The organism is Vogesella sp. XCS3 (assembly GCF_020616155.1).
In the GTDB taxonomy this organism is placed as follows: domain Bacteria; phylum Pseudomonadota; class Gammaproteobacteria; order Burkholderiales; family Chromobacteriaceae; genus Vogesella.
In genome coordinates, this window is sequence record NZ_CP085530.1 from 1,766,062 (window position 1) to 1,786,821 (window position 20,760).

The 20,760-nt window shown below is 59.8% G+C and carries 16 protein-coding genes; 5 read left to right on the forward strand and 11 right to left on the reverse strand.

Annotated elements, in window-relative coordinates; translation table 11 throughout:
- Positions 1–9: 9 nt before the first annotated feature.
- From odhB to LCH97_RS08445, 9 genes are all read right to left on the reverse strand, one after another.
- Positions 10–1,260: a 2-oxoglutarate dehydrogenase complex dihydrolipoyllysine-residue succinyltransferase gene (gene odhB / locus LCH97_RS08405; protein WP_227305041.1), complete on the reverse strand. Its 1,251-nt coding sequence runs from the start codon at positions 1,258–1,260 to the stop codon at positions 10–12.
- 54 nt (positions 1,261–1,314) lie between these two features.
- Entirely contained in the window at positions 1,315–4,143 is a 2,829-nt protein-coding gene (locus LCH97_RS08410) for a 2-oxoglutarate dehydrogenase E1 component (RefSeq protein ID WP_227305044.1), read from the reverse strand.
- A gap of 144 nt (positions 4,144–4,287) precedes the next feature.
- Positions 4,288–5,577, reverse strand: a complete 1,290-nt coding sequence (gene gltA / locus LCH97_RS08415; RefSeq protein WP_227305046.1) for a citrate synthase — start codon at positions 5,575–5,577, stop codon at positions 4,288–4,290.
- A gap of 57 nt (positions 5,578–5,634) precedes the next feature.
- A complete protein-coding gene (locus tag LCH97_RS08420) occupies positions 5,635–5,883 on the reverse strand; it encodes a succinate dehydrogenase assembly factor 2 (RefSeq protein ID WP_147684414.1) in 249 nt (82 codons plus the stop codon).
- Positions 5,880–6,584 carry a succinate dehydrogenase iron-sulfur subunit gene (locus LCH97_RS08425; RefSeq protein WP_017506946.1) on the reverse strand — a complete coding sequence of 235 codons (705 nt, stop codon included), beginning with the start codon at positions 6,582–6,584 and terminating at the stop codon, positions 5,880–5,882. The genes LCH97_RS08420 and LCH97_RS08425 overlap by 4 nt, the downstream gene beginning before the upstream one ends.
- A gap of 20 nt (positions 6,585–6,604) precedes the next feature.
- On the reverse strand, positions 6,605–8,371 hold the full coding sequence (gene sdhA, locus LCH97_RS08430; RefSeq protein ID WP_026107609.1) for a succinate dehydrogenase flavoprotein subunit: 1,767 nt from the start codon (positions 8,369–8,371) through the stop codon (positions 6,605–6,607).
- Positions 8,371–8,715: a succinate dehydrogenase, hydrophobic membrane anchor protein gene (gene sdhD / locus LCH97_RS08435; protein WP_147692516.1), complete on the reverse strand. Its 345-nt coding sequence runs from the start codon at positions 8,713–8,715 to the stop codon at positions 8,371–8,373. Before sdhD ends, sdhA begins: the two co-directional genes overlap by 1 nt.
- Complete coding sequence (gene sdhC / locus LCH97_RS08440; protein ID WP_026107608.1) at positions 8,709–9,083, reverse strand: succinate dehydrogenase, cytochrome b556 subunit; 375 nt, start codon at positions 9,081–9,083, stop codon at positions 8,709–8,711. The genes sdhD and sdhC overlap by 7 nt, the downstream gene beginning before the upstream one ends.
- 222 nt (positions 9,084–9,305) lie before the next feature.
- A complete protein-coding gene (locus tag LCH97_RS08445; RefSeq protein ID WP_147684422.1) occupies positions 9,306–10,034 on the reverse strand; it encodes a GntR family transcriptional regulator in 729 nt (242 codons plus the stop codon).
- 211 nt (positions 10,035–10,245) lie between these two features.
- Between LCH97_RS08445 and LCH97_RS08450 the strand changes: the two genes are divergently transcribed.
- The 5 genes from LCH97_RS08450 (at position 10,246) to LCH97_RS08470 (ending at position 16,822) form a co-directional block, all read left to right on the forward strand.
- Positions 10,246–11,226, forward strand: a complete 981-nt coding sequence (locus LCH97_RS08450; RefSeq protein ID WP_227305050.1) for a malate dehydrogenase — start codon at positions 10,246–10,248, stop codon at positions 11,224–11,226.
- A 108-nt stretch (positions 11,227–11,334) separates the two neighbouring features.
- Positions 11,335–12,439, forward strand: a protein-coding gene (gene prfB / locus LCH97_RS08455; protein WP_227305294.1) for a peptide chain release factor 2 whose coding sequence is annotated in 2 segments (ribosomal slippage) — positions 11,335–11,415 and positions 11,417–12,439 — 1,104 coding nt in all. Because the reading frame shifts where the segments join, the coding sequence is not laid out codon by codon here.
- A gap of 60 nt (positions 12,440–12,499) precedes the next feature.
- Positions 12,500–14,008 (forward strand): lysine--tRNA ligase, encoded by a 1,509-nt coding sequence (lysS, locus tag LCH97_RS08460; RefSeq protein ID WP_227305055.1) that lies wholly within the window; start codon positions 12,500–12,502, stop codon positions 14,006–14,008.
- Positions 14,009–14,649: 641 nt separating this feature from the next.
- Complete coding sequence (locus LCH97_RS08465) at positions 14,650–15,582, forward strand: IS5 family transposase (RefSeq protein WP_227301451.1); 933 nt, start codon at positions 14,650–14,652, stop codon at positions 15,580–15,582.
- Positions 15,583–16,315: 733 nt separating this feature from the next.
- Complete coding sequence (locus tag LCH97_RS08470; RefSeq protein WP_227305058.1) at positions 16,316–16,822, forward strand: hypothetical protein; 507 nt, start codon at positions 16,316–16,318, stop codon at positions 16,820–16,822.
- Between the two features lie 159 nt (positions 16,823–16,981).
- Here LCH97_RS08470 and LCH97_RS08475 read toward each other — a convergent pair whose 3' ends face one another.
- Both LCH97_RS08475 and LCH97_RS08480 read right to left on the reverse strand, forming a co-directional pair.
- A complete protein-coding gene (locus LCH97_RS08475; RefSeq protein WP_227305062.1) occupies positions 16,982–18,169 on the reverse strand; it encodes a diguanylate cyclase in 1,188 nt (395 codons plus the stop codon).
- 508 nt (positions 18,170–18,677) lie between these two features.
- Positions 18,678–20,750, reverse strand: a complete 2,073-nt coding sequence (locus LCH97_RS08480) for a biotin/lipoyl-binding protein (protein WP_227305066.1) — start codon at positions 20,748–20,750, stop codon at positions 18,678–18,680.
- Between the last annotated feature and the right edge of the window lie 10 nt (positions 20,751–20,760).

Consider the following 20,760-nt stretch of genomic DNA (forward strand, 5'->3'; position numbering starts at 1 on the left):
CTGCGGTGATTACAGATCCAGGATCAGGCGAGCCGGATCTTCGATGGCGTCCTTGATGGCAACCAACGACAGCACGGCTTCGCGGCCGTCGATGATGCGGTGGTCGTAGGACTGCGCCAGATACATCATCGGGCGTACCACAACCTGGCCGTTTTCTACCACAGCGCGCTCTTTGGTAGCGTGCATGCCCAGAATGGCGGATTGCGGCGGGTTGATGATCGGGGTGGACATCATGGAGCCGAAGGTACCGCCGTTGGAGATGGTGTAGGTGCCACCAGTCAGCTCGTCAACGGTCAGCTTGCCTTCCTGCGCGCGCTTGCCGAAGTCGGCGATCTGTTTCTCGATGTCGGCCAGGCTCAGCTGGTCGGCGTTACGGATCACCGGTACCACCAGGCCACGCGGGCTGCCCACTGCCACGCCGATGTCGAAGTAGCCGTGATAGATGATGTTGTTGCCATCTACCGACGCGTTCACGATCGGGTATTTCTTCAGGGCGGCAACAGCGGCTTTCACAAAGAAGCCCATAAAGCCCAGCTTCACGCCGTGCTCTTTTTCGAACTTGTCTTTGTACTTGTTGCGCAGGTCCATCAGCGGCTTCATGTTCACTTCGTTGAAAGTGGTCAGAATCGCGTTGGTTTGCTGCGACAGGATCAGACGCTCGGCTACACGCTGGCGCAGACGGGACATCGGCACGCTCTGTTCCGGACGGCCGGAAGTCAGCGCGGCAGCGTTAACAGCCGGGGTGGACGACAGGGCAACGCCAGCGGACGGTGCGGCAGCGGCGATCACCGGGCCAGACTGGGCCGGGGCAGCAGCCGGTTTGGCGGCAGCCACGTCTTCTTTCAGGATACGGCCGTCACGGCCGGAGCCGGCTACGTCGGCCAGGTTCACACCGGTTTCGGCGGCCAGTTTGGCAGCGGACGGCATGGCAGCACCGCCGGTGGCAGCAGCCTGTACCGGGGCGGCAGCCGGAGCAGCAGCCGGTGCGGCGGCGGCAGGCGCGGATGCACCAGCAGTAGCTTCGGTATCGATATGGGCAATCAGCTGGCCGGAGGTCACGGTGGCGCCATCCTGCTCGATGATTTTCACGATTACGCCTGCCAGTGGCGCTGGCAGTTCCAGTACCACTTTGTCTGTTTCCAGATCGATCAGGTTTTCATCGCGGGCTACGGCCTGGCCTACTTGCTTGTGCCAGGTCATCAGGGTGGCTTCGGACACGGATTCCGGGAGCTGGGGGACTTTGACTTCGATAATGGCCATTGTTCTTCTCCGTTGTGGGGCGGCTTGCTGCCGCCCCGTTCTTTTGTGCAGGTGTTATTTGTTCAGCGAAAACGCTTCTTCGACGAAGGACTTGAGCTGGGCAACGTGCTTGCTCATATAGCCTACGGCTGGGGATGCCGACGATGGGCGACCGGCAAAGTCCAGCGTCTGCTTGGCTTGCAGCAGGCCTTCCAGGCGGTGGCGGATCTGGTACCAGGCACCCTGGTTACGCGGCTCTTCCTGTACCCACAGCAGCTCTTTCACGTGCGAGAACTGGGCCAGCTCGGCTTGCAGCAGCTCGGTCGGGAACGGATACAGCTGTTCGATACGGATGATGGCCACGTCTTCTTCCATGCCACGCTCTTTGCGGCCGTTGACCAGGTCGTAGTACACCTGGCCAGCGCACAGCAGTACGCGTTTCACCTTTTTCGGGTCCTGGATGCTGGCGTCGCCGATCACCGGGCGGAAAGAGCCCTGGGTGATGGTTTCGATCGGGCTCATCGAGTCTTTGTAGCGCAGCAGGCGCTTGGACAGGAAGATCACCAGCGGCTTGCGATACGGGCGCAGTACCTGGCGACGCAGCATGTGGAACATCTGCGCAGCTTCGGACGGCATCACGATCTGCATATTGTGCTCGGCGCACAGCTGCAGCCAGCGTTCCAGACGGGCGGAGGAGTGCTCCGGGCCTTGGCCATCGTAGCCGTGCGGCAGGATGGTGGTCAGGCCGCACAGACGGCCCCATTTGGTTTCGCCAGAGGAGATGAACTGGTCAATGGCTACCTGGGCGCCGTTGGCGAAGTCGCCGAACTGGGCTTCCCAGATCACCAGCTGGTCCGGGGCGGAGCAGGCATAGCCGTACTCGTAGGCCAGTACCGCTTCTTCGTTCAGGATCGAGTCGATCACACGGAAGTCGGCCTGGTTTTCGCTCATATTGGCCAGCGGGATGTAGGTGCCTTGGTCCCACTTTTCACGGTTCTGGTCGTGCAGTACCGAGTGGCGGTGCGAGAAGGTACCGCGGCCCGAGTCTTCACCCGAGATGCGTACGGCGTAGCCGTTGGTTACCAGGCTGGCGTAGGCCAGGGTCTCTGCCATACCCCAGTCCAGCGGCTGCTCGCCACGCGCCATGGCTTGGCGGGCTTCGATAACGCGCTTCACGGTAGGGTGCGGCTTGAAGTCGGCCGGTACGTGGGTGAATTTTTCGGCCAGACGCTGTACGTCGGCTTGCTGCAGGCTGGTATCGGTAGGGTGAGCCCAGTGGGTGCCCTGATACTGGCTCCAGTCCAGCGCGTGTTCGCGGCGGTAGTTGGACAGTACGGTCTGCTCGACGTGTTCGCCCTTGTCCAGCGCGTCACGGTAAGCGCGGATCAGGTCGTCGGCGGCTTCGGCCTTCAGTACACCTTCGGCTACCAGGCGCTGTGCGTACATGGCGCGCACACCGGCGTGCTTGGCGATGCGCTTGTACATCATCGGCTGGGTCAGGAACGGATCGTCGCCTTCGTTGTGGCCCAGCTTGCGGTAGCACACCAGGTCGATAACCACGTCCTTCTTGAACTGCATGCGGTATTCCAGCGCAGCCTGCATCACGTAGCAGACGGCTTCCGGATCGTCACCGTTCACGTGGAAGATCGGTGCCTCGATCATCTTGGCCACGTCGGTACAGTACAGGGTGGAACGCATGTCGCGGGTATCGGAGGTGGTAAAGCCTACCTGGTTGTTGATCACCAGGTGGATGGTACCGCCGGTACGATAGCCACGGGTTTGCGACAGGTTGAAGGTGCCCTGGTTCACGCCCAGGCCGGCAAAGGCGGAGTCACCGTGAATCAGCAGCGGCACGACCGATTTGCCTTCCACGTCGTTGCGGCGCTCCTGGCGGGCGCGCACGGAACCTTCTACTACCGGGTTCACGATCTCGAGGTGGGACGGGTTAAACGCCAGCGATACGTGCATCGGGCCGTTGGCGGTAGGGATGTCGGACGAGAAGCCCATGTGGTACTTCACGTCGCCCGAGGCCAGCTCTTGTGCGGCCTTGCCTTCGAACTCGGCAAACAGGTCACGCGGCAGCTTGCCCAGGGTGTTTACCAGCACGTTCAGGCGGCCACGGTGGGCCATGCCGATAATCAGCTCTTCTACGCCGTAGGCACTACCGTTCTGGATCAGGTGGTCCAGCGCGGCGATGGCGGATTCGCCACCTTCCAGCGAGAAGCGCTTCTGGCCTACATAGCGGGTATGCAGGTAGCGTTCCAGCGTTTCTGCTGCAGTGATCTGCTTCAGAATGCGTTGTTTTTTCTCTGCGTTGTAACGCGGGGTGGACAGGTCGCCTTCAAAGCGCTTCTGTACCCAGTGTTTTTCTTCAGAGGTGGTGATGTGCATGTATTCCACGCCCACATTGCCGCCGTAGGTCTGTTTCAGACGGGCGAGAATGTCGGACAGTGGCAGCTTTTGCGGGGCAACCAGCGAACCTACATTGAACTGCACAGCCATATCGGCGTCGGACAGGCCATGTTGAGCCGGGTCCAGCTCACGCATGGTCGCCTGGTCCATACGCTTGAGCGGGTCCAGGTTAGCCTGGCGGGAACCCAGTACGCGCCAAGCCGAAATCAGCTTCAGTACGCCTACCTGCTTTTGCATGGACTCCCAGTTGGCCACATCGCTGCTGCGCTGGCCAGCCAGCGGCTTCTTGGCCAGCTGGATGAACGACTCCTGGATAGGCTGATGCGCTACGTCGCGCTCTGCCGCACCCGGTGCCATTGCCAGCTTATCGAAGTAATCCCGCCATTCCGCCGGAACCACGTTCGGATCAGCGAGATACTGTTCGTACAGTTCCTCGATGAACGGTGCATTTCCACCAAACAGGTGGGAATGACTGTACATGGATTGCATCATTATTCGACCCTTTTGTCTGCGTTGCTGCTTTGCAAAAACCGTTTTGACAAAAAGAGCTATGTGATTGCCCACACGCCTCTTTTTGACAGAACGCTCTCCACCGCAAAAAGGTTGGCCGCATAGCGGCCAACCTTTTGTTAGCGATTAACGCTGTTCCTGCGGGATGTAGTCGCGGCGCTGGGCACCGGTGTACAGCTGACGCGGACGGCCGATCTTCATTGCCGGGTCGGCAATCATTTCAGCCCAGTGGGAGATCCAGCCCACGGTACGTGCCAGGGCGAAGATCGGGGTGAACATGGATACCGGGATACCGATAGCCGACAGCACGATACCGGAGTAGAAGTCTACGTTCGGGTACAGTTTGCGCTCGATGAAGTACGGGTCTTCCAGGGCGATTTTTTCCAGCGCCATGGCCAGTTTGAACTTCGGATCGTTGTGCAGGCCCAGCTCGTTCAGCACTTCGTCGCAGGTCTCTTTCATGATGGCTGCGCGCGGGTCCATGTTTTTGTACACGCGGTGACCAAAACCCATCAGTTTGTGGGTCTTGTTCTTCACGCCTTCCATGAACGCCGGTACGTTTTCTACCGAACCGATTTCGTCCAGCATCTTCAGTACAGCCTCGTTGGCGCCACCGTGGGACGGGCCCCACAGGCAAGCGATACCGGCGGCGATACATGCGAACGGGTTGGCACCGGAGGAGCCAGCCAGACGTACGGTAGAGGTAGAAGCGTTCTGCTCGTGGTCGGCGTGCAGGGTGAAGATGCGATCCAGGGCCAGGGCCAGGGTCTTGTTCACCTTGTACTCTTCGCACGGCGTAGAGAACATCATGTGCAGGAAGTTCTCGGCGTAGGTCAGGCCGTTTTTCGGGTACGAGAACGGCAGGCCCTTGTTGTAGCGGTACGCCTGGGCTGCAATGTTAGGCAGCTTGGCGATCAGGCGGTGAGCCGAGATCTTGCGGTGTTCCGGGTTATTGATGTCCAGCGAGTCGTGATAGAACGCAGACAGCGCGCCAACCACACCCACCATCACGGCCATCGGGTGGGCATCACGACGGAAGCCTTTGAACAGGCTCATCAGTTGGTCGTGCAGCATGTTGTGGCGCATGATGCCGCGCTCGAATACCTTGCGCTCTTCTGCGGTAGGCAGTTCGCCATTCAGCAGCAGGTAGCACACTTCCAGGTAGTCGCTCTTTTCGGCCAACTGTTCGATAGGGTAACCACGGTAGTACAGCTGACCCAGGTCACCATCGATAAAGGTGATTTGCGACTCGCAGCTGGCGGTAGCCAGGAAGCCGGGGTCAAAGGTGAACATACCGGTTTTGGAGAACGAGCGGATATCGACTACGTCCGGACCCAGGGTACCTTTCAGTACCGGCATCTCCAGATTGTCTTTACCGTCGTTGTAGGTGAGCGTCACTTTACGATTGTTTTCCACAGCAATACTCCCAGTTCAGTTTGTGGTCGTTGTAATTTGTTTTGCTGCTTGCAGGCCTTAAACCGCCCGCAAAATCCCGATGATGTGTGCCAGCTCGGGATCGTCTACTTCCGCTTTGCCGTTTACGTAGTCCAGGAAGTCGTTATCGCCCAGCTCCAGGCACTTCCTGTACGCGGCAAGCTCGGCCATGGTGAGCTGGTCAAAACCATTGGCCAGAAAACGCTCCAGCACAATGTCCAGTTCCAGCAAACCACGGCGCGAGCGCCAGCGGATCCGTTTTATTTCAACCGGATCGATGTCGGTCATACGGCACGCTTAACCATCATGTCTTTGATCTTGCCGATCGCCTTGGTCGGGTTCAGACCTTTCGGGCACACATCCACGCAGTTCATGATGGTGTGGCAACGGAACAGGCGATACGGGTCTTCCAGGTTGTCCAGACGCTCGTTGGTCGCCAGATCGCGGGTGTCCGCGATAAAGCGGTAGGCGGCCAGCAGGCCGGCCGGGCCAACGAATTTGTCCGGGTTCCACCAGAAAGACGGGCAGGAAGTAGAACAACAGGCGCACAGAATGCACTCGTACAGGCCGTCCAGCTCCAGACGGTCTTCCGGCGATTGCAGGCGCTCGCGCTCTGGCGGTGGCGTGTCGTTGATCACGTAAGGCTTGATCGAGTGGTACTGCTTGAAGAACTGGGTCATGTCCACGATCAGGTCGCGGATAACCGGCAGGCCAGGCAGCGGGCGCAGCTCGATAGGCTGTTTCAGGTCAGCCCAGTTGGTGACGCAAGCCAGGCCGTTCTTGCCGTTGATGTTCATGGCGTCAGAGCCACAAATACCTTCGCGGCAGGAGCGACGGAACGACAGGGTGTCGTCCATGGCTTTGAGCTTCACGATCACGTCCAGCAGTTTTACGTCGTTCGGGCCCAGCTCGATCTCGTAATCCTGCATGTACGGCTTGGCGTCCTTGTCAGGATCGTAGCGGTAAATGGAAAAACGGGCTTTGGTCATCTTGATCTCCTGGTCGCCGCTTAGAAAGTACGCTCTTTCGGCGGGATGTAATCCACCGACAACGGTTTGGTGTGCACGGGCTTGTAGGTCAGGCGACGGTCATCGCCGTAGTACAGGGTGTGCTTCATCCATACCTCGTCGTCGCGCTGCTGGAAGTCAGCGTGGGCGTGGGCACCACGGGACTCTTTACGCGCATCGGCGGAGATCAGGGTAGCCACAGCCACTTCGATCAGGTTTTCCAGCTCCAGCGCCTCGACACGTGCGGTGTTGAAGACTTTGGATTTGTCCTTGATCTGGATGCGTTTTACGCGCTCGGCCACTTCCTGGATTTCCTTCACGCCCAGTGCCAGGTTTTCCGAGTTACGGAATACGGCAGCACGTGCCTGAACGGTACGCTGCATGGCGGTACGTACTTCGGTCACGTCTTCGCCGTTGGTCTGGTTGTCCAGGCGGCTGATACGTGCCAGGGAACGCTCGGCGGCGTTGGCCGGCAGCGGTTTCCAGGTAGGCATTTCGTTGCGGATGAACTCGACCATGCTGTCGCCGGCCGATTTGCCGAATACCACCAGGTCCAGCAGGGAGTTGGTACCCAGACGGTTGGCACCGTGTACGGATGCGCAAGCGCATTCGCCGGCGGCATAGAAGCCGTTAACGCGTGCTTCCGGGTTGTCACCTTGCGGGATCACCACTTCGCCACGGTAGTTGGTCGGAATACCGCCCATCATGTAGTGGCAAGTCGGGATAACCGGAATCGGCTCTTTGATCGGGTCTACGCCGGCAAACTTGATGGCAATCTCGCGAATGCCTGGCAAGCGCTGTTTGATGATGTCCGGGCCCAGATGGTCCAGTTTCAGCAGCACGTAGTCCTTGTTCGGGCCGCAACCACGGCCTTCCAGCACTTCCTGCTCCATGGAGCGGGCCACGAAGTCGCGCGGGGCCAGATCTTTCAGGTTAGGTGCGTAGCGCTCCATGAAGCGCTCGCCGTTGGCGTTCAGCAGGATACCGCCTTCGCCACGTACACCTTCGGTAATCAGTACACCGGCACCGGCTACGCCGGTCGGGTGGAACTGCCAGAATTCCATGTCTTCCAGCGGGATGCCTGCGCGAACGCACATACCCAGGCCGTCACCGGTGTTGATGAAGGCGTTGGTGGAAGCGGCGTAGATACGGCCGGCGCCACCGGTAGCAAACAGCACGGCTTTGGCATGGAAAATGTAAACCTCGCCGGTTTCCATTTCCAGGGCGGTAACACCCACCACATCGCCAGCTTCGTCACGGATCAGGTCCAGCGCCATCCACTCGACAAAGAACTGGGTATTGGCGCGCACGTTACGCTGGTACAGCGTGTGCAGCATGGCATGGCCGGTACGGTCGGCAGCGGCACAGGCGCGCTGAACCGGGGTTTCGCCGTTGTTCTGGGTGTGGCCGCCAAACGGGCGCTGGTAAATCTTGCCGTTTTCCAGACGGTCGAACGGCATGCCGAAGTGTTCCAGCTCGATCACGGCTTCCGGTGCCTTGCGGCACATGAATTCGATGGCATCCTGGTCACCCAGCCAGTCCGACCCTTTTACGGTGTCGTACATATGCCATTCCCAGCGGTCTTCCTGCACGTTGCCCAGCGAGGCGGAGATACCACCTTGAGCAGCAACAGTGTGCGAGCGGGTCGGGAATACTTTGGAAAGTACGGCAGTTTTCAGGCCGGACTCAGACAGTTGCAGGGCAGCACGCATACCTGCGCCGCCGCCGCCAACAATTACTGCATCAAATCGACGAACGGGTACAGTCATTACAGCCCCCATACAACCTTAAGCGAATAAATAAAACAGGACACCAGCCACACTGCCGTTACGGAGTGCAGGGTCAGGCGAACGCCTACCGGCTTGATGTAGTCCATCCACAGGTCACGAATACCTACCCAGGCGTGCAGGAACAGCGCCAGCAGGGTAGTTTGGGTCAGAACCTTTACCCAGGTCAGGCTGAACAGGGCTTTCCAGCCTTCGTAGCCAGCCGGCATGGCCAGCAGGAACAGCACCAGCATGACGGTGTAAGCCAGCATGATCACGGCAGTAACACGCTGCATGATCCAGTCGCGCAGGCCGTAGTGAGCACCAACGACGTTGCGGTTTACCATAGGATGGCCCCCAGAATCACAGTCAGAGACAGGCTGACTACCAGCACCAGCTTGGCAGTAGCGCGTGCGGTCTGCAGTTCCAGACCTTTATGAATATCGAGCAGCAGGAAACGGATGCCGGCTACTGCGTGATGCAGGAATGCCCACAGGAAGCCGATCAGGATCAGTTTCATCAGGGGATGGGCAACTACGGCGCGATAGCTGTCGAAGGTTTCTGCGGAACTGAGCGAACCGCTCAGAAGATAGATCAGGAGTGGCAGCGAGAAAAACAGTGCCACACCGCTGATTCGGTGCAGGATCGAGACGATGCCCGGAAGAGGCAGCCTGATCTTGCCCAGATCTAAGTGCTTAGGTCGTTGCTTCTGCATAGAGCTTCCTTGGATGTGCATGTACCAAGTGGTTATACCCGGCCCCCACCATGGTTGCAGGGGCCATCGGAACGGGAGCCGGCACTGCACCCCCACCCATCAAAACATGTCGAACCGATGCTGCAGGTGCAACATGTCCCAGAGATTCTATCAAAACCGCGCCCTGCTGCGGACGCCAAACAGTCTGACAAAGACCATCCAGCCACAAAACCAGCCCCATAATCAGGGATTTCCCTGACGTATCAGGCCAAATTTGTCTGTCACACACCAGCGCTCGCGCCACTCCACCGGCACGCCCTGCATATCGCAAGACAGCCGCAGATACTGCAGTAGCGGCACACCGTCCGCCACGGACAACAGCTGCATTTCTTCGCGCCCGGGCAAAATCGCCCGCCACTGCTCGGCCTGCACCCGTAAGCGCACGCCAAAGTGCTGCTGCAGTAGCGACCACACACCGGGCATCTGGCGCAGCCAGCGCGTATCGATGGCATCAAACCGTTCTACCGGCAGCATCACATCATCCAGCGCCACCACCTGCCCCTGCATGCGCCACAGCATGCGGATACGGTGCAAAGGTGCACTGCGGCGCAAGCCCATGGCTGCGGCCAACTCCTCATGCGCGTGCACACGGCTGACACCCAGAAACTCGCGTAGCAGGCGGTCCGGCTTTTCAGCCAGCAAACCTGGCGACACCATCGCCAGGCCGGCCCAGTCATCCAGCGGTGCCGACACAAAGGTGCCCCTGCCCTGCTGGCGGTATAGCACACCGTCGTTGACCAGTTCGGTCAAAGCCTTGCGTACCGTGCCCTGGCTTACCGCAAACTGGTCTGCCAGGTCCCATTCGCTGGGTAGCAGCTCGTTACTGGCCCACTCCCCCTCGGCAATACGTTCTAGCACCTGCAGCTTTACCTGCTGGTAAAGCGGTAATCGATGTAGCGACTTTGCGTGCATGTGTTCTTTTTAACATCAAATAAATCAAGCGTAAAGGTTAGTCTTATATAAGACACAAGACAAGCCAAAATCATGCTGCGCCGCACCACCTGCCTTGATACCCACAAATTGAACTTGGCGTGCTACACTCGAAGCCAGTATTGCAAAGCAGCATGCGCAAGGAAGAGCATGCGCTACGCATCCATCGCCAAGTCCAAAGGAGAGTACATCGATGAAAGCCCCCGTTCGCGTTGCCGTTACTGGTGCAGCCGGTCAGATTGGTTACAGCCTGTTGTTCCGCATTGCCAGTGGCGAAATGCTGGGTAAAGACCAACCGGTCATCCTGCAGCTGCTGGACCTGCCACAGGCACAAACCGCTGTAAAAGGCGTGATGATGGAGCTGGAAGACTGCGCCTTCCCGCTGCTGGCCGGCATGGTCGCTACCGATGACCCGGAAGTGGCTTTCAAGGATGCACAAGTAGCCCTGCTGGTAGGCGCACGCCCACGCAGCAAAGGCATGGAACGCAAAGACCTGCTGACCGCCAACGCCGAGATCTTCACCGTACAAGGTGCAGCCCTGAACAAAGTGGCTGACCGCAACGTGAAAGTACTGGTAGTAGGCAACCCGGCCAACACCAACGCTTACATCGCCATGAAGTCGGCTCCGGACCTGAACCCGAACAACTTCACCGCCATGTTGCGCCTGGACCACAACCGCGCCCTGTCGCAACTGGCTGCCAAAACCGGCAAAGCCGTGGCCGACATCGAAAAACTGGCCGTATGGGGCAACCACTCCCCAACCATGTACGCTGACTACCGCTACGCCACCATCAATGGCGAATCGGTAAAAGACATGATCAACGACCACGAATGGAACCGCGACGTGTTCCTGCCGACCGTAGGCAAACGTGGCGCCGCCATTATCGAAGCCCGTGGCCTGTCGTCTGCTGCCTCTGCGGCCAACGCTGCCATCGACCACATCCGCGACTGGGTACTGGGCACCAACGGCAAATGGGTTACCATGGGTATCCCGTCCGACGGTTCCTACGGCATCCCGAAAGACGTGATGTTCGGCTTCCCGGTAACCTGCGAAAACGGCCAGTACACCATCGTACAAGGCCTGGAAATCGACGAATTCAGCCGTAGCTGCATCAACGTTACCCTGAACGAACTGGAAGAAGAGCGCGCCGGCGTAGCCCACCTGCTGGGTTAATGAGCTAGCCGTTCAGCCCAAAGCGCACCGCAAGGTGCGCTTTTTGTCTTTACTGAAATACCCTGTCATCTTGTTTATATTGCTCTTTTTGGAGGTCGCAATACCATGATTGAAGCTGAAGTACTCAATCAAATTCAGGCTCAGATCGACGATCTGACTACCCGCAACACCGATATCCGGGGGTATCTTTGACTACGACGGTAAAAAAGACCGTCTGGAAGAAGTAAGCCGCCTCACCGAAGACCCCGATATCTGGAACGACCCCAAAAAGGCACAAGAACTCGGCCGTGAACGCAAGCAGCTGGAAGACGTGGTACTGGTGATCGAAGGCATCGCCAACACCCTGGCCGACTGCGGCGAGCTGTTTGAAATGGGCAAGGCCGAAGAAGACGACGACACCATCCTGGCGGTAAAAGCCGACCTGGACGCCGTGGAAGAAAAGCTGGCCAAGCTGGAATTCCGCCGCATGTTCCACGACCCGATGGACCCGAACAACTGCTTCCTGGACATCCAGGCCGGCGCCGGCGGCACCGAAGCGCAAGACTGGGCAGGCATGCTGCTGCGCATGTACGTGCGCTACGCCGAACGCAAGGGCTTCAAGGTAGAGATCCTGGAAGAATCCGAAGGCGAAGTGGCCGGCATCAGCAGCGCCACCATCAAGATCGAAGGCGAATACGCCTACGGCCTGCTGCGTACCGAAGTAGGCGTACACCGCCTGGTACGCGTGTCGCCGTTCGACTCCAACGCGCGCCGCCACACCTCGTTCTGCTCCGTGTTTGTGTACCCGGAAGTGGACGACAGCTTCGAGATCACCATCAACCCGGCCGATGTGCGTACCGACACCTACCGCGCCAGCGGTGCCGGTGGCCAGCACATCAACAAAACCGACTCCGCCGTACGCCTGACCCACGCCCCTACCGGCATTGTGGTGCAGTGCCAGAACGACCGTTCGCAGCACCGCAACCGTGACGAAGCCTGGCAGATGCTGCGCGCCAAGCTGTACGAGCGCGAACTGAAACTGCGTAACGAAGCCAAGCAATCGCTGGAAGACAGCAAGACCGACGTAGGTTGGGGTCACCAGATCCGCTCCTACGTATTCGACCAGTCGCGCATCAAGGATCTGCGCACCAGCTACGAGGTAGGCAACATCAAAGCCGTCATGGACGGCGACCTCGACGGCTTTATCGAAGCCAGCCTGAAACAAGGCGTGTAAGCCATACCCAAGGTTGGCCGCAGGACAGCGGCCAACCTTTTACATTAACGGAGATCCCCCATGTCGGAACAAGAATCCAGCCTGCAGCAGCACGACGAAAACCACATCATGGCCGAGCGCCGTGAAAAACTGAAAGCCATCCGCGAAGCCGGTGTGGCCTTCCCCAACGACTTCAAGCGCGAACACCTCAGCGGCGACCTGCACGCTGCCTACAACGACAAGAGCAAAGAAGAGCTCGAGCCGCTGAACATCCAGGTAGCCGTTGCCGGCCGCATGATGCTCAAGCGCGTAATGGGCAAAGCCAGCTTCGCCACCCTGCAAGACGTGGCCGGCCAGATTCAGCTGTACATCAACGACCAGGGCGTAGGCGCCGACATCCACGCCGCCTTCAAACACTGGGACATGGGCGATATCCTGTCCGCCAAAGGCACCCTATTCAAAACCAACAAAGGCGAGCTGTCGGTAAACGTATCCGAGCTGCGCCTGCTGTCCAAATCGCTGCGCCCGCTGCCGGACAAGTTCCACGGCATGACCGACCAGGAACAGAAATACCGCCAGCGCTACGTTGACCTGATCATGAGCGAAGAGAGCCGCAGCACCTTCATCAAGCGCTCCAAGATCGTACAAACCGTGCGCGACGTGATGGTAGGCCAAGGCTACCTGGAAGTAGAAACCCCGATGATGCACCCCATCCCGGGCGGCGCCGCAGCCAAGCCGTTTGTCACCCACCACAACGCCCTGGACATGCCGCTGTACCTGCGCATCGCCCCGGAGCTGTACCTGAAACGCCTGGTGGTAGGTGGCCTGGAGCGCGTGTTCGAGATCAACCGCAACTTCCGTAACGAGGGGATGAGCACACGCCACAACCCCGAGTTCACCATGATCGAATTCTACGAAGCCTACAGCGACTACCAGCGCATGATGGAGATGACCGAAAACATCATCCGCCAATGCGCCATCACCGCCACCGGCAGCACCACCGTCACCTACGGTGGCAAAGAAGTCGACCTGGGCAAGCCGTTTGACCGCTTCACCATCGTGGGCGCCATCCAGCACTACAACCCGCAATACACCAACGAACAGCTGGCCGACGCCGAATGGGTTGCCGCCGAGATCAAGCGCCTGGGCGGCAAGCTGCCACCGGCACCTGGCCTGGGTAGCCTGCAACTGGCGCTGTTTGAAGAATGTGCGGAAAGCCTGCTGTGGAACCCGACGTTCATCATCGACTACCCGGTGGAAGTGTCCCCGCTGGCACGCGGCTCCGACGCCGACGCCAACATCACCGAGCGCTTCGAGCTGTTCATCGTGGGCCGCGAACACGCCAACGGCTACTCCGAGTTGAACGACCCGGAAGACCAGGCTAACCGCTTCCTGTCCCAGGTAGCACAGAAAGACGCCGGCGACGACGAAGCCATGCACTTTGACGCCGACTACATCCGCGCCATGGAATACGGCCTGCCACCAACCGGCGGCTGCGGCATCGGCATCGACCGCCTGGTGATGCTGCTAACCGACGCCCCGTCCATCCGCGACGTGATCCTGTTCCCGCAAATGCGCCACGAAGCCTAAGCCTTACCTGCCAAGGCCAGCACCCAACCCCGCCTCGCCCCGTGCGACGCGGGGTTTTTCGTGCCCGGATTCTGCTGCGGCAAGCCGCCCTAATGCAGCCTAAGAGCGGGCAGCCATGCAGTAGCGTTCTACCCCCTACGCCACCAGCCTGCCCTACACGGGCATTTTTGTTACTGTCGGCCACTGCGGCCAACCTTACCGGCGATACCGCTAGCACCCCTGCACGCGCCTGCCAGCTGTGCCTTCTCTGCAGCACAACCATGTCGATATGTTGCGCATTCCACGTTAGGCTCATGACAATAAAAAACTGTTTATGGCAATATAACGAAACTGGAATATGCTTTAGCGTTATTGATAGCACCGCATGCAGATCAAAAACGTGGATGCAAAAGCCTTTCACGGTAAGGGCTTCAGACTTCATCCCCGGTGTTGGTTTCTTGGATGTGTGGGGCCGAGGCGGGCTGCCCATTAGCCGATGCGCTAGCGGACTGCGAACGGCCGGAAGTGGTAGTTTCTTACGCTTTCGGTTTCCGGGCGTAGGCCGCCTTAAACGTTATTTGCAGTCTTACCGAGATCATCTAGAGAGTGGATGGGCTTTGTTGCACAAATCAGTGCTTGCGTCCGTCCGGTAGAATGACCGCATGAGCAAGCCCCTTCCTCCCAAGTACCAAACCATCAACTGGCAGTCATACAACCAGTCCCTCAAGCAACGAGGGCAGCTCCTTCTCTGGCTCGACAAAGGCATGAACTGGTTGGCACCGGCTACCGGCAGGCGGGGACGGCAGCTAACTTTTTCTGATGCTGCCATCCAGTTCTGTCTCACCATCAAATGCCTCTTTGGCCTGGCGCTACGGCAAGCCACAGGTATGGTCGAAAGTATGTTGCGCCTGGCTGGCCTTGACTGGGCCGTCCCCGACTTCAGCACGCTTTCCCGCCGCCAGAAAGACCTGCAAGTCCGCATCCCGGTACAGAAAAAGCAAGGTTGTCTGCATCTCTTGGTGGATAGCACCGGCATCAAGATGATGGGTGAAGGCGAGTGGAAGGTGAAAAAGCATGGCGCTGATTACCGCCGCCAATGGCGCAAGCTGCATCTGGGCATAGATGCGCAAACGCTGGAAATCCGGGCAATGGAAGTGACCGACAATCGCACTGGAGATGCCACGATGCTGCCAGAGCTGCTATCGCAAATTCCGGCGGGAGAGGGACTGGTAACCGTCACCACGGATGGGGCGTACGACACACGCCTATGTTACGCAGCGATTGCAGAGCGTGGGGCGGCAGCCATCATTCCCCCACGTCGAAATGGCCAATTCTGGAAAGGGAATTTACGGGGCAATCAGGCTCGCAATGAGTCGCTACGAGCGGTGAAGTATCTGGGGCGCGCGCTCTGGAAAAAGTGGAGTGGCTACCATCGCCGCAGCTTGGTCGAAACGAAGATGCACTGTTTCAAATTGCTGGCAGATCGGGTTAAGTCACGGGACTTTGACCGGCAAGTAGCGGAGCTTCAAATCTGTGCAGCGATTCTGAATCGCTTCACAGCACTGGGCACGCCGCAAACGGTCCGTATGGGATAAATCCGTCTGGGGATTGGGGTAGTTCGACCTACGGCTGATTTGTGCAACAAAGCCGCTCCACGTTAGGCGTTTAGCTCCATCGCCATGAACCGTGTTTCGCACTACCTCCCCTCTCGGGCGTCGCCTTGGCTGCTGCGCACATCGGAGCCTTTGGCATCCTCAACGCTCTGGGCTGGTTGCCTCTTGGCTGGCTGTGGTGGCTTGGACTTTTTGGCTTTGTTGGTTTAGTCACAAGAGGGGAAGGTGTCTACATTGTCAATTAAACAACTCCATGCGGCTAGGCGATGCACGTCCTTGTTCGCCATCCACCAGCAAGTAGCCCGGATAAGGCGCAGCCGCATCCGGGGAAGAACCAGATACCCAAGGTTGGCCGCATTCTGTCAGATGACCAAGTGACAGCACCAAGACAATCAACCCCGAATGCGCCGTTAGCTTATCCGGGCTACTGGCTGCGCGCTCGAGCCTGTCCGTAATTCTGTGTAAACCAGTCGTTTTCCACCCATCCTTCGAAAGGCAGCTTTGGCCTAACTACTGCCAGAGCCACTAACTAATCCGCACCTAACAAAATCGGCCCACCAGCGGATCATTCTCCGCCACTCGTCCAGATACCCGATGCAGCCCATGCGGCCAACCTTATTCCGCCATAACCTGCACACCCAGCCATCCCGCCAACCACCTGCCAACCGCAGCGCCATCGCGTATGCTGTCGGCGTTCCTTTGATGGTGCATACCGATGACGCAAGCGCTTCGTCTGGCCGCGCTGGCCCTGTGGCTGGCCAGCCTGCTGTGGCCGGCGGCTATCTCGCCACACGGCGATACGCTGCTGGGTATCCAGCTACTGGCTAGCGGCACGCTGCTGCTGGCGGTGTGGCTGCCGCTTACCTTGCTGAGCTCCCCCTGGCTATGGCTGGGGGTGCTCAGTAACGGGCTGATGCTGGCCGAGTTGCGCCACCAGCGGCAGCCACTGCGGCCAACTACCGGCCTGGGCGCGCTGCTGCTGTTGCTGGCGGTGGCGGTGCATAACGTGATGCTGATCCGGCCGCTGGTGGCGCTGCTGCCCAGCCTGCGGCTGCACGGTGCGTATTACCTGTGGGCGGCGAGCTTTGTGTTGTTGGCGCTGGCGGCGGTAAGCGAGCACCCGGCGCTGGCGCGGGGGGTGCTGTGGCGCAGTGTGCTATTGCTGGCGATCGCGCTGCTGACCGGCGTGGCCGGTGTGGTAGCGATCGTGCTGTGGCATTGACAAAGGTTGGCCGCAGGCCGGCTCCGGGTTGGCAATACCGCCAGCGGCCGGCGCAGCCGCCACCCGCAAGGCGCATTGCGCGGCCGGTGGCCCACTGGCCCGCCCCGTGCGGGGCGGCCCTGCGTTGATCACCCGCCGGTGCCCGGCGCTGCGGCAGTACTACGCCGGCTGCAGCATCGGCAGCGTCAGCTGGCCATCGTGCTGGTACGCACGGTTGCGGCCAGCGTGTTTGGCGGCGTACAGCGCCTGGTCGGCGTGCTGGTAGGCGCGCAGGTAGTCACTACCCCCGTGCAAGGGGCTGATGCCGATGCTGAGGGTGAAGTCGCCGCCCTGCCCGGCTATGGTTTGCTGCAGCTGGCGGATGAAGTTGGCCGCACGCTGCGGGTTGCCGTGTAGCAGTACGGCCAGCTCGTCCCCGCCCAGGCGGCCGGCCAGCTCGCCTGCGGCCAACTGCGCTTGCAGCAGGCCGCCCAGCAAGGCCAGTGTGCGATCGCCAGCGTGGTGGCCCTGGCTGTCGTTGATGTGCTTGAAGTGGTCGATATCGATCAGCAGCAACATATGTTGTGGCGGCTGGCTTTCGGGCAGTTGTTTCAGCGTGTGTTCAAAGGCGTGGCGGCTGGCCAGGCCAGACAGGCTGTCGGTATTGGCGCGTTGCGCCAGGGTGGCCTGCGTGGCGAGCAACGCCGTTTCTAGACGGGCGTGTACCAGAATCAGGTCGGTGAGGCTGCGCATGATGGACACCATCAAGGACAGCAACACCACCAGCCCCACCAGCGTATCGTGCGCTTCCACCTGGCCGGACAGCGATTGGCGGATGTCGTCGTACACGCGCCAGCCTTGCAGCGCGGCCAACAGCGCCAGGCCCCACAGCAAGGCCCGCAAGGGGTGGGCATACGGGCGCGACCGTCTGGCCAGCCATACTTGTGGCCATAGCCATAGCAGCTGCAGCAAGGAGCTACCGTTGACGGTGGCACGGCGCAAAGCTACATCGTCCACCCACCCTATCGCGGCAAGCTGTACCAGCAAACCCAGGCTGGCAATGGCGTAACCCCCCCAGGCCGGCAGCAGGCGGGCATCGTCAAAAAAGCGGCGCAAGCCGTGCTCGTAAGCCAGCGGGCTAAGCGTGAGCAGTAGTGTGCTGGCCAGCAGAATGGCATCGTAGGGCAGCAGGAAAAATACCAGCATCACCAGATAGGCCAGGCCGAGCAAGCCTTCGCTCCATGCCCAGAACTGAAACCCCGGTGCCGTCTGGCGATGGCGCCAGACGTAGCGCAGCATACCGCCAAGCCAGCAATGCAGCAGCGCCCCGAATAGCACCAGCAGCAGCATCTGCTCGTTGCTGAACATGCCTCCCCCTCCATTACACGTATTGATGAGCCCGCCGCCATCTCATCATGTGCTTACCGTTTTGGCGAGCAGGCAAATCAATGACCGTTCATTTCATGCATATTCATTAAATGAAATAGCCTCAATAGCACTTTCAGTTACAAATAAGCGGGCAGTCGAGCCACTTGCCCAGCAGCTGGGCAAGTACCGTAACGCACACCCACCACTACCGCACTCGGCGCCAGGGCGCATGAAAAAACCCGGCCAGTAGGCCGGGGTACATAATGGATAACAGAAGCTGTGTGCCAAAAGGCCGCCAATACCGGGGGAAAAAGCAAAGCGGGCCTGTGCTGCTGGCCTGGCTAATACCTTGAAAGATACGCTGCCAGCAGCCCAAGCCCCGGCCTGCCGACCAGGCGTTTGTCTTTCTTCCGCTATGGCATTGCGCAATCGGGCTGGCCAGCCACAAGCCGCTGCCGCTAGCCAAGCACAACGGTGCAAGCAGGCGTCCGGCTGGACGGGCTATCGGCTATAGCCCGGCTTCGCGCTGCAATACTGCCATGGCGCCATGCCACCAGCGCTGTACCAGGCTTTGGCGCTGGCCCTGCAGCCACACCTGCCCGCTTTGCTCCTGTGGCCATGTTTGCGGGCCCTGGCACTGTACCAACCGGATACGGAACTGGGCGGTAAGCGGCTGCAGGCTGTCGTGGTGCCAGTGGCTGGCAATGGCACCGCCGTGCAGGGAAGCCAGCACCGGTTTGTCCAGCGCAGGCACCGGCAGCTGATCTATGCTGCCGATCCGGCACGCTACGCGGCTGGTTTCGGCACTATCGCTGATAAAAACTGCCCGGCCATCTACCTGCACACGGCTACGGTCTTCATCATTCACAAACGCATCACCTTGCAGCGGGCCGGCACCAACGATAGCCAGCAGGCGCTCGCCTGGCGGGATAAATGTGCCGGCCTGCAGCGCATCGCTCATGTCACGCACTACCCCTGCGTGTGGCGCCAGCACTTGCAGCCTGCTCGCCTGGCGTTGCAGCTGCTCTTCCTTGGTTTGCGCCAGCTGCCATGCCTTGCTCAGGGCGGCCCCTTCCGCCATGAGCTGGTCGGCAAATGGCTGCTGCGCCACACGCCAGCGCAGCGCTTCAGCATCTGCTTGCGCCTGGCGCAGCTGCTGTTGCAGCTCGCTAGACTGCAAGCCCAGCAATAGCTGGCCAGGCCGAACCTGCTGGCCATCGCGTACGGCTACATGTGCTACTTCTGCGCTGCTTTCGGCTGGGGCATACAGCTCACTCACGCGCGCCGCGCCCATTACTGCGGGGGCGGAAAGCTCGGCACGCCAGGGGAAAACCAGGCCGACCAATAGCAAAACCAGCACAGCGGCACTGCGATAAGTGGCTTTCTGCCAGCGTAGCTCGCGACGGCGCTGCCACCATACAGCAAGCTCGCTCCAGAGCGGATAGGCAATAAACCAGCCCAGCTCCACCACAAACAGCACCAGACCCAGCGCCTTGAAAAAGTAGTGGTAAACCAGCAGGGCGATACCCAGAAACAGCACCAGGCGGTAAAGCCATGTGGCAAAGGCAAACAGAGTCAGCAGCTGCTGCCTGCCCGGTGACAATGGTTCGGGAGGCAGATCATCCAGCCCTAGCAGCTGCCGACGTAGCCAGTAGCGACCAAAGGCAAAGGCGCGGGCGTGCAAATTGGGCATGTCTAGCCAGTCTGACAGCAAGAAATAGCCGTCAAAGCGCATGAAGGGGCTGGCATTAATCGCCAGCGTGGCTACCCAGGTGGTGGTAGCCAGCATAAAAGCACCGGCACGCAACGGGCCATCCGGTAACAGGCTCCAGCACAGGGTGGCCAGCACGGCCAGCACCAGCTCGGCCAGCATGCCCGCCGCACCGATATGCAGGCGCTGGCGACGCGATGGCAGCTTCCAGGACTCGTTGGTATCGGTGTAAAGCACAGGAAACATCACCAGAAACGCCACCCCCATGGCAGGCACGCGGCAACCGTAGCGGTGTGCTGTCAGGGCGTGGCCAAACTCGTGCAGGACTTTGGCAAACGACAGCGATACGCCGATACCCAGCAACCCTGCCAGCCCCTGATAGCTGGCAAAGGTATTCAGGAAAGCATCCCAGCGCTGCGAAACCAGAAACAAGCCCAGCACCAGCGCCAGTAGCACACCCTGCCAGAACGCCGGGTGAAACACATAGGCAAAGGCAGGAGCCAGCTTGTCCAGCAATGCCGCAGGCCTGAGCAAGGGGATGCGGAAAAAAAGATAGTGTTTCAGCAACCACATGGCCGGTTTTAATCGCTGCTGTGCGGCCAACCCGGACAGCCTGGCCGTATCGGCGGCGCTGCCGGCCTGCAACAGCTGGTGCTGCTGCAGGAATGCCAGCACATCCTCGATATCGCGGGTGTCCAGCTGCAGCGTGGTTTCCTGGTGGATGGCATCCAGAATGCGCCCGGCGTCCGCCAGCGCCCAGCGCGACACGATTTCGAATGCCGGCCAGCCCAGGCGATAAAACCGGTTTACCGCCACATCGTGCAATACCCAGCCCGGGCTGCCATCCGGTGCCGGCGCGGCATCATGCAAGCTCAAATCC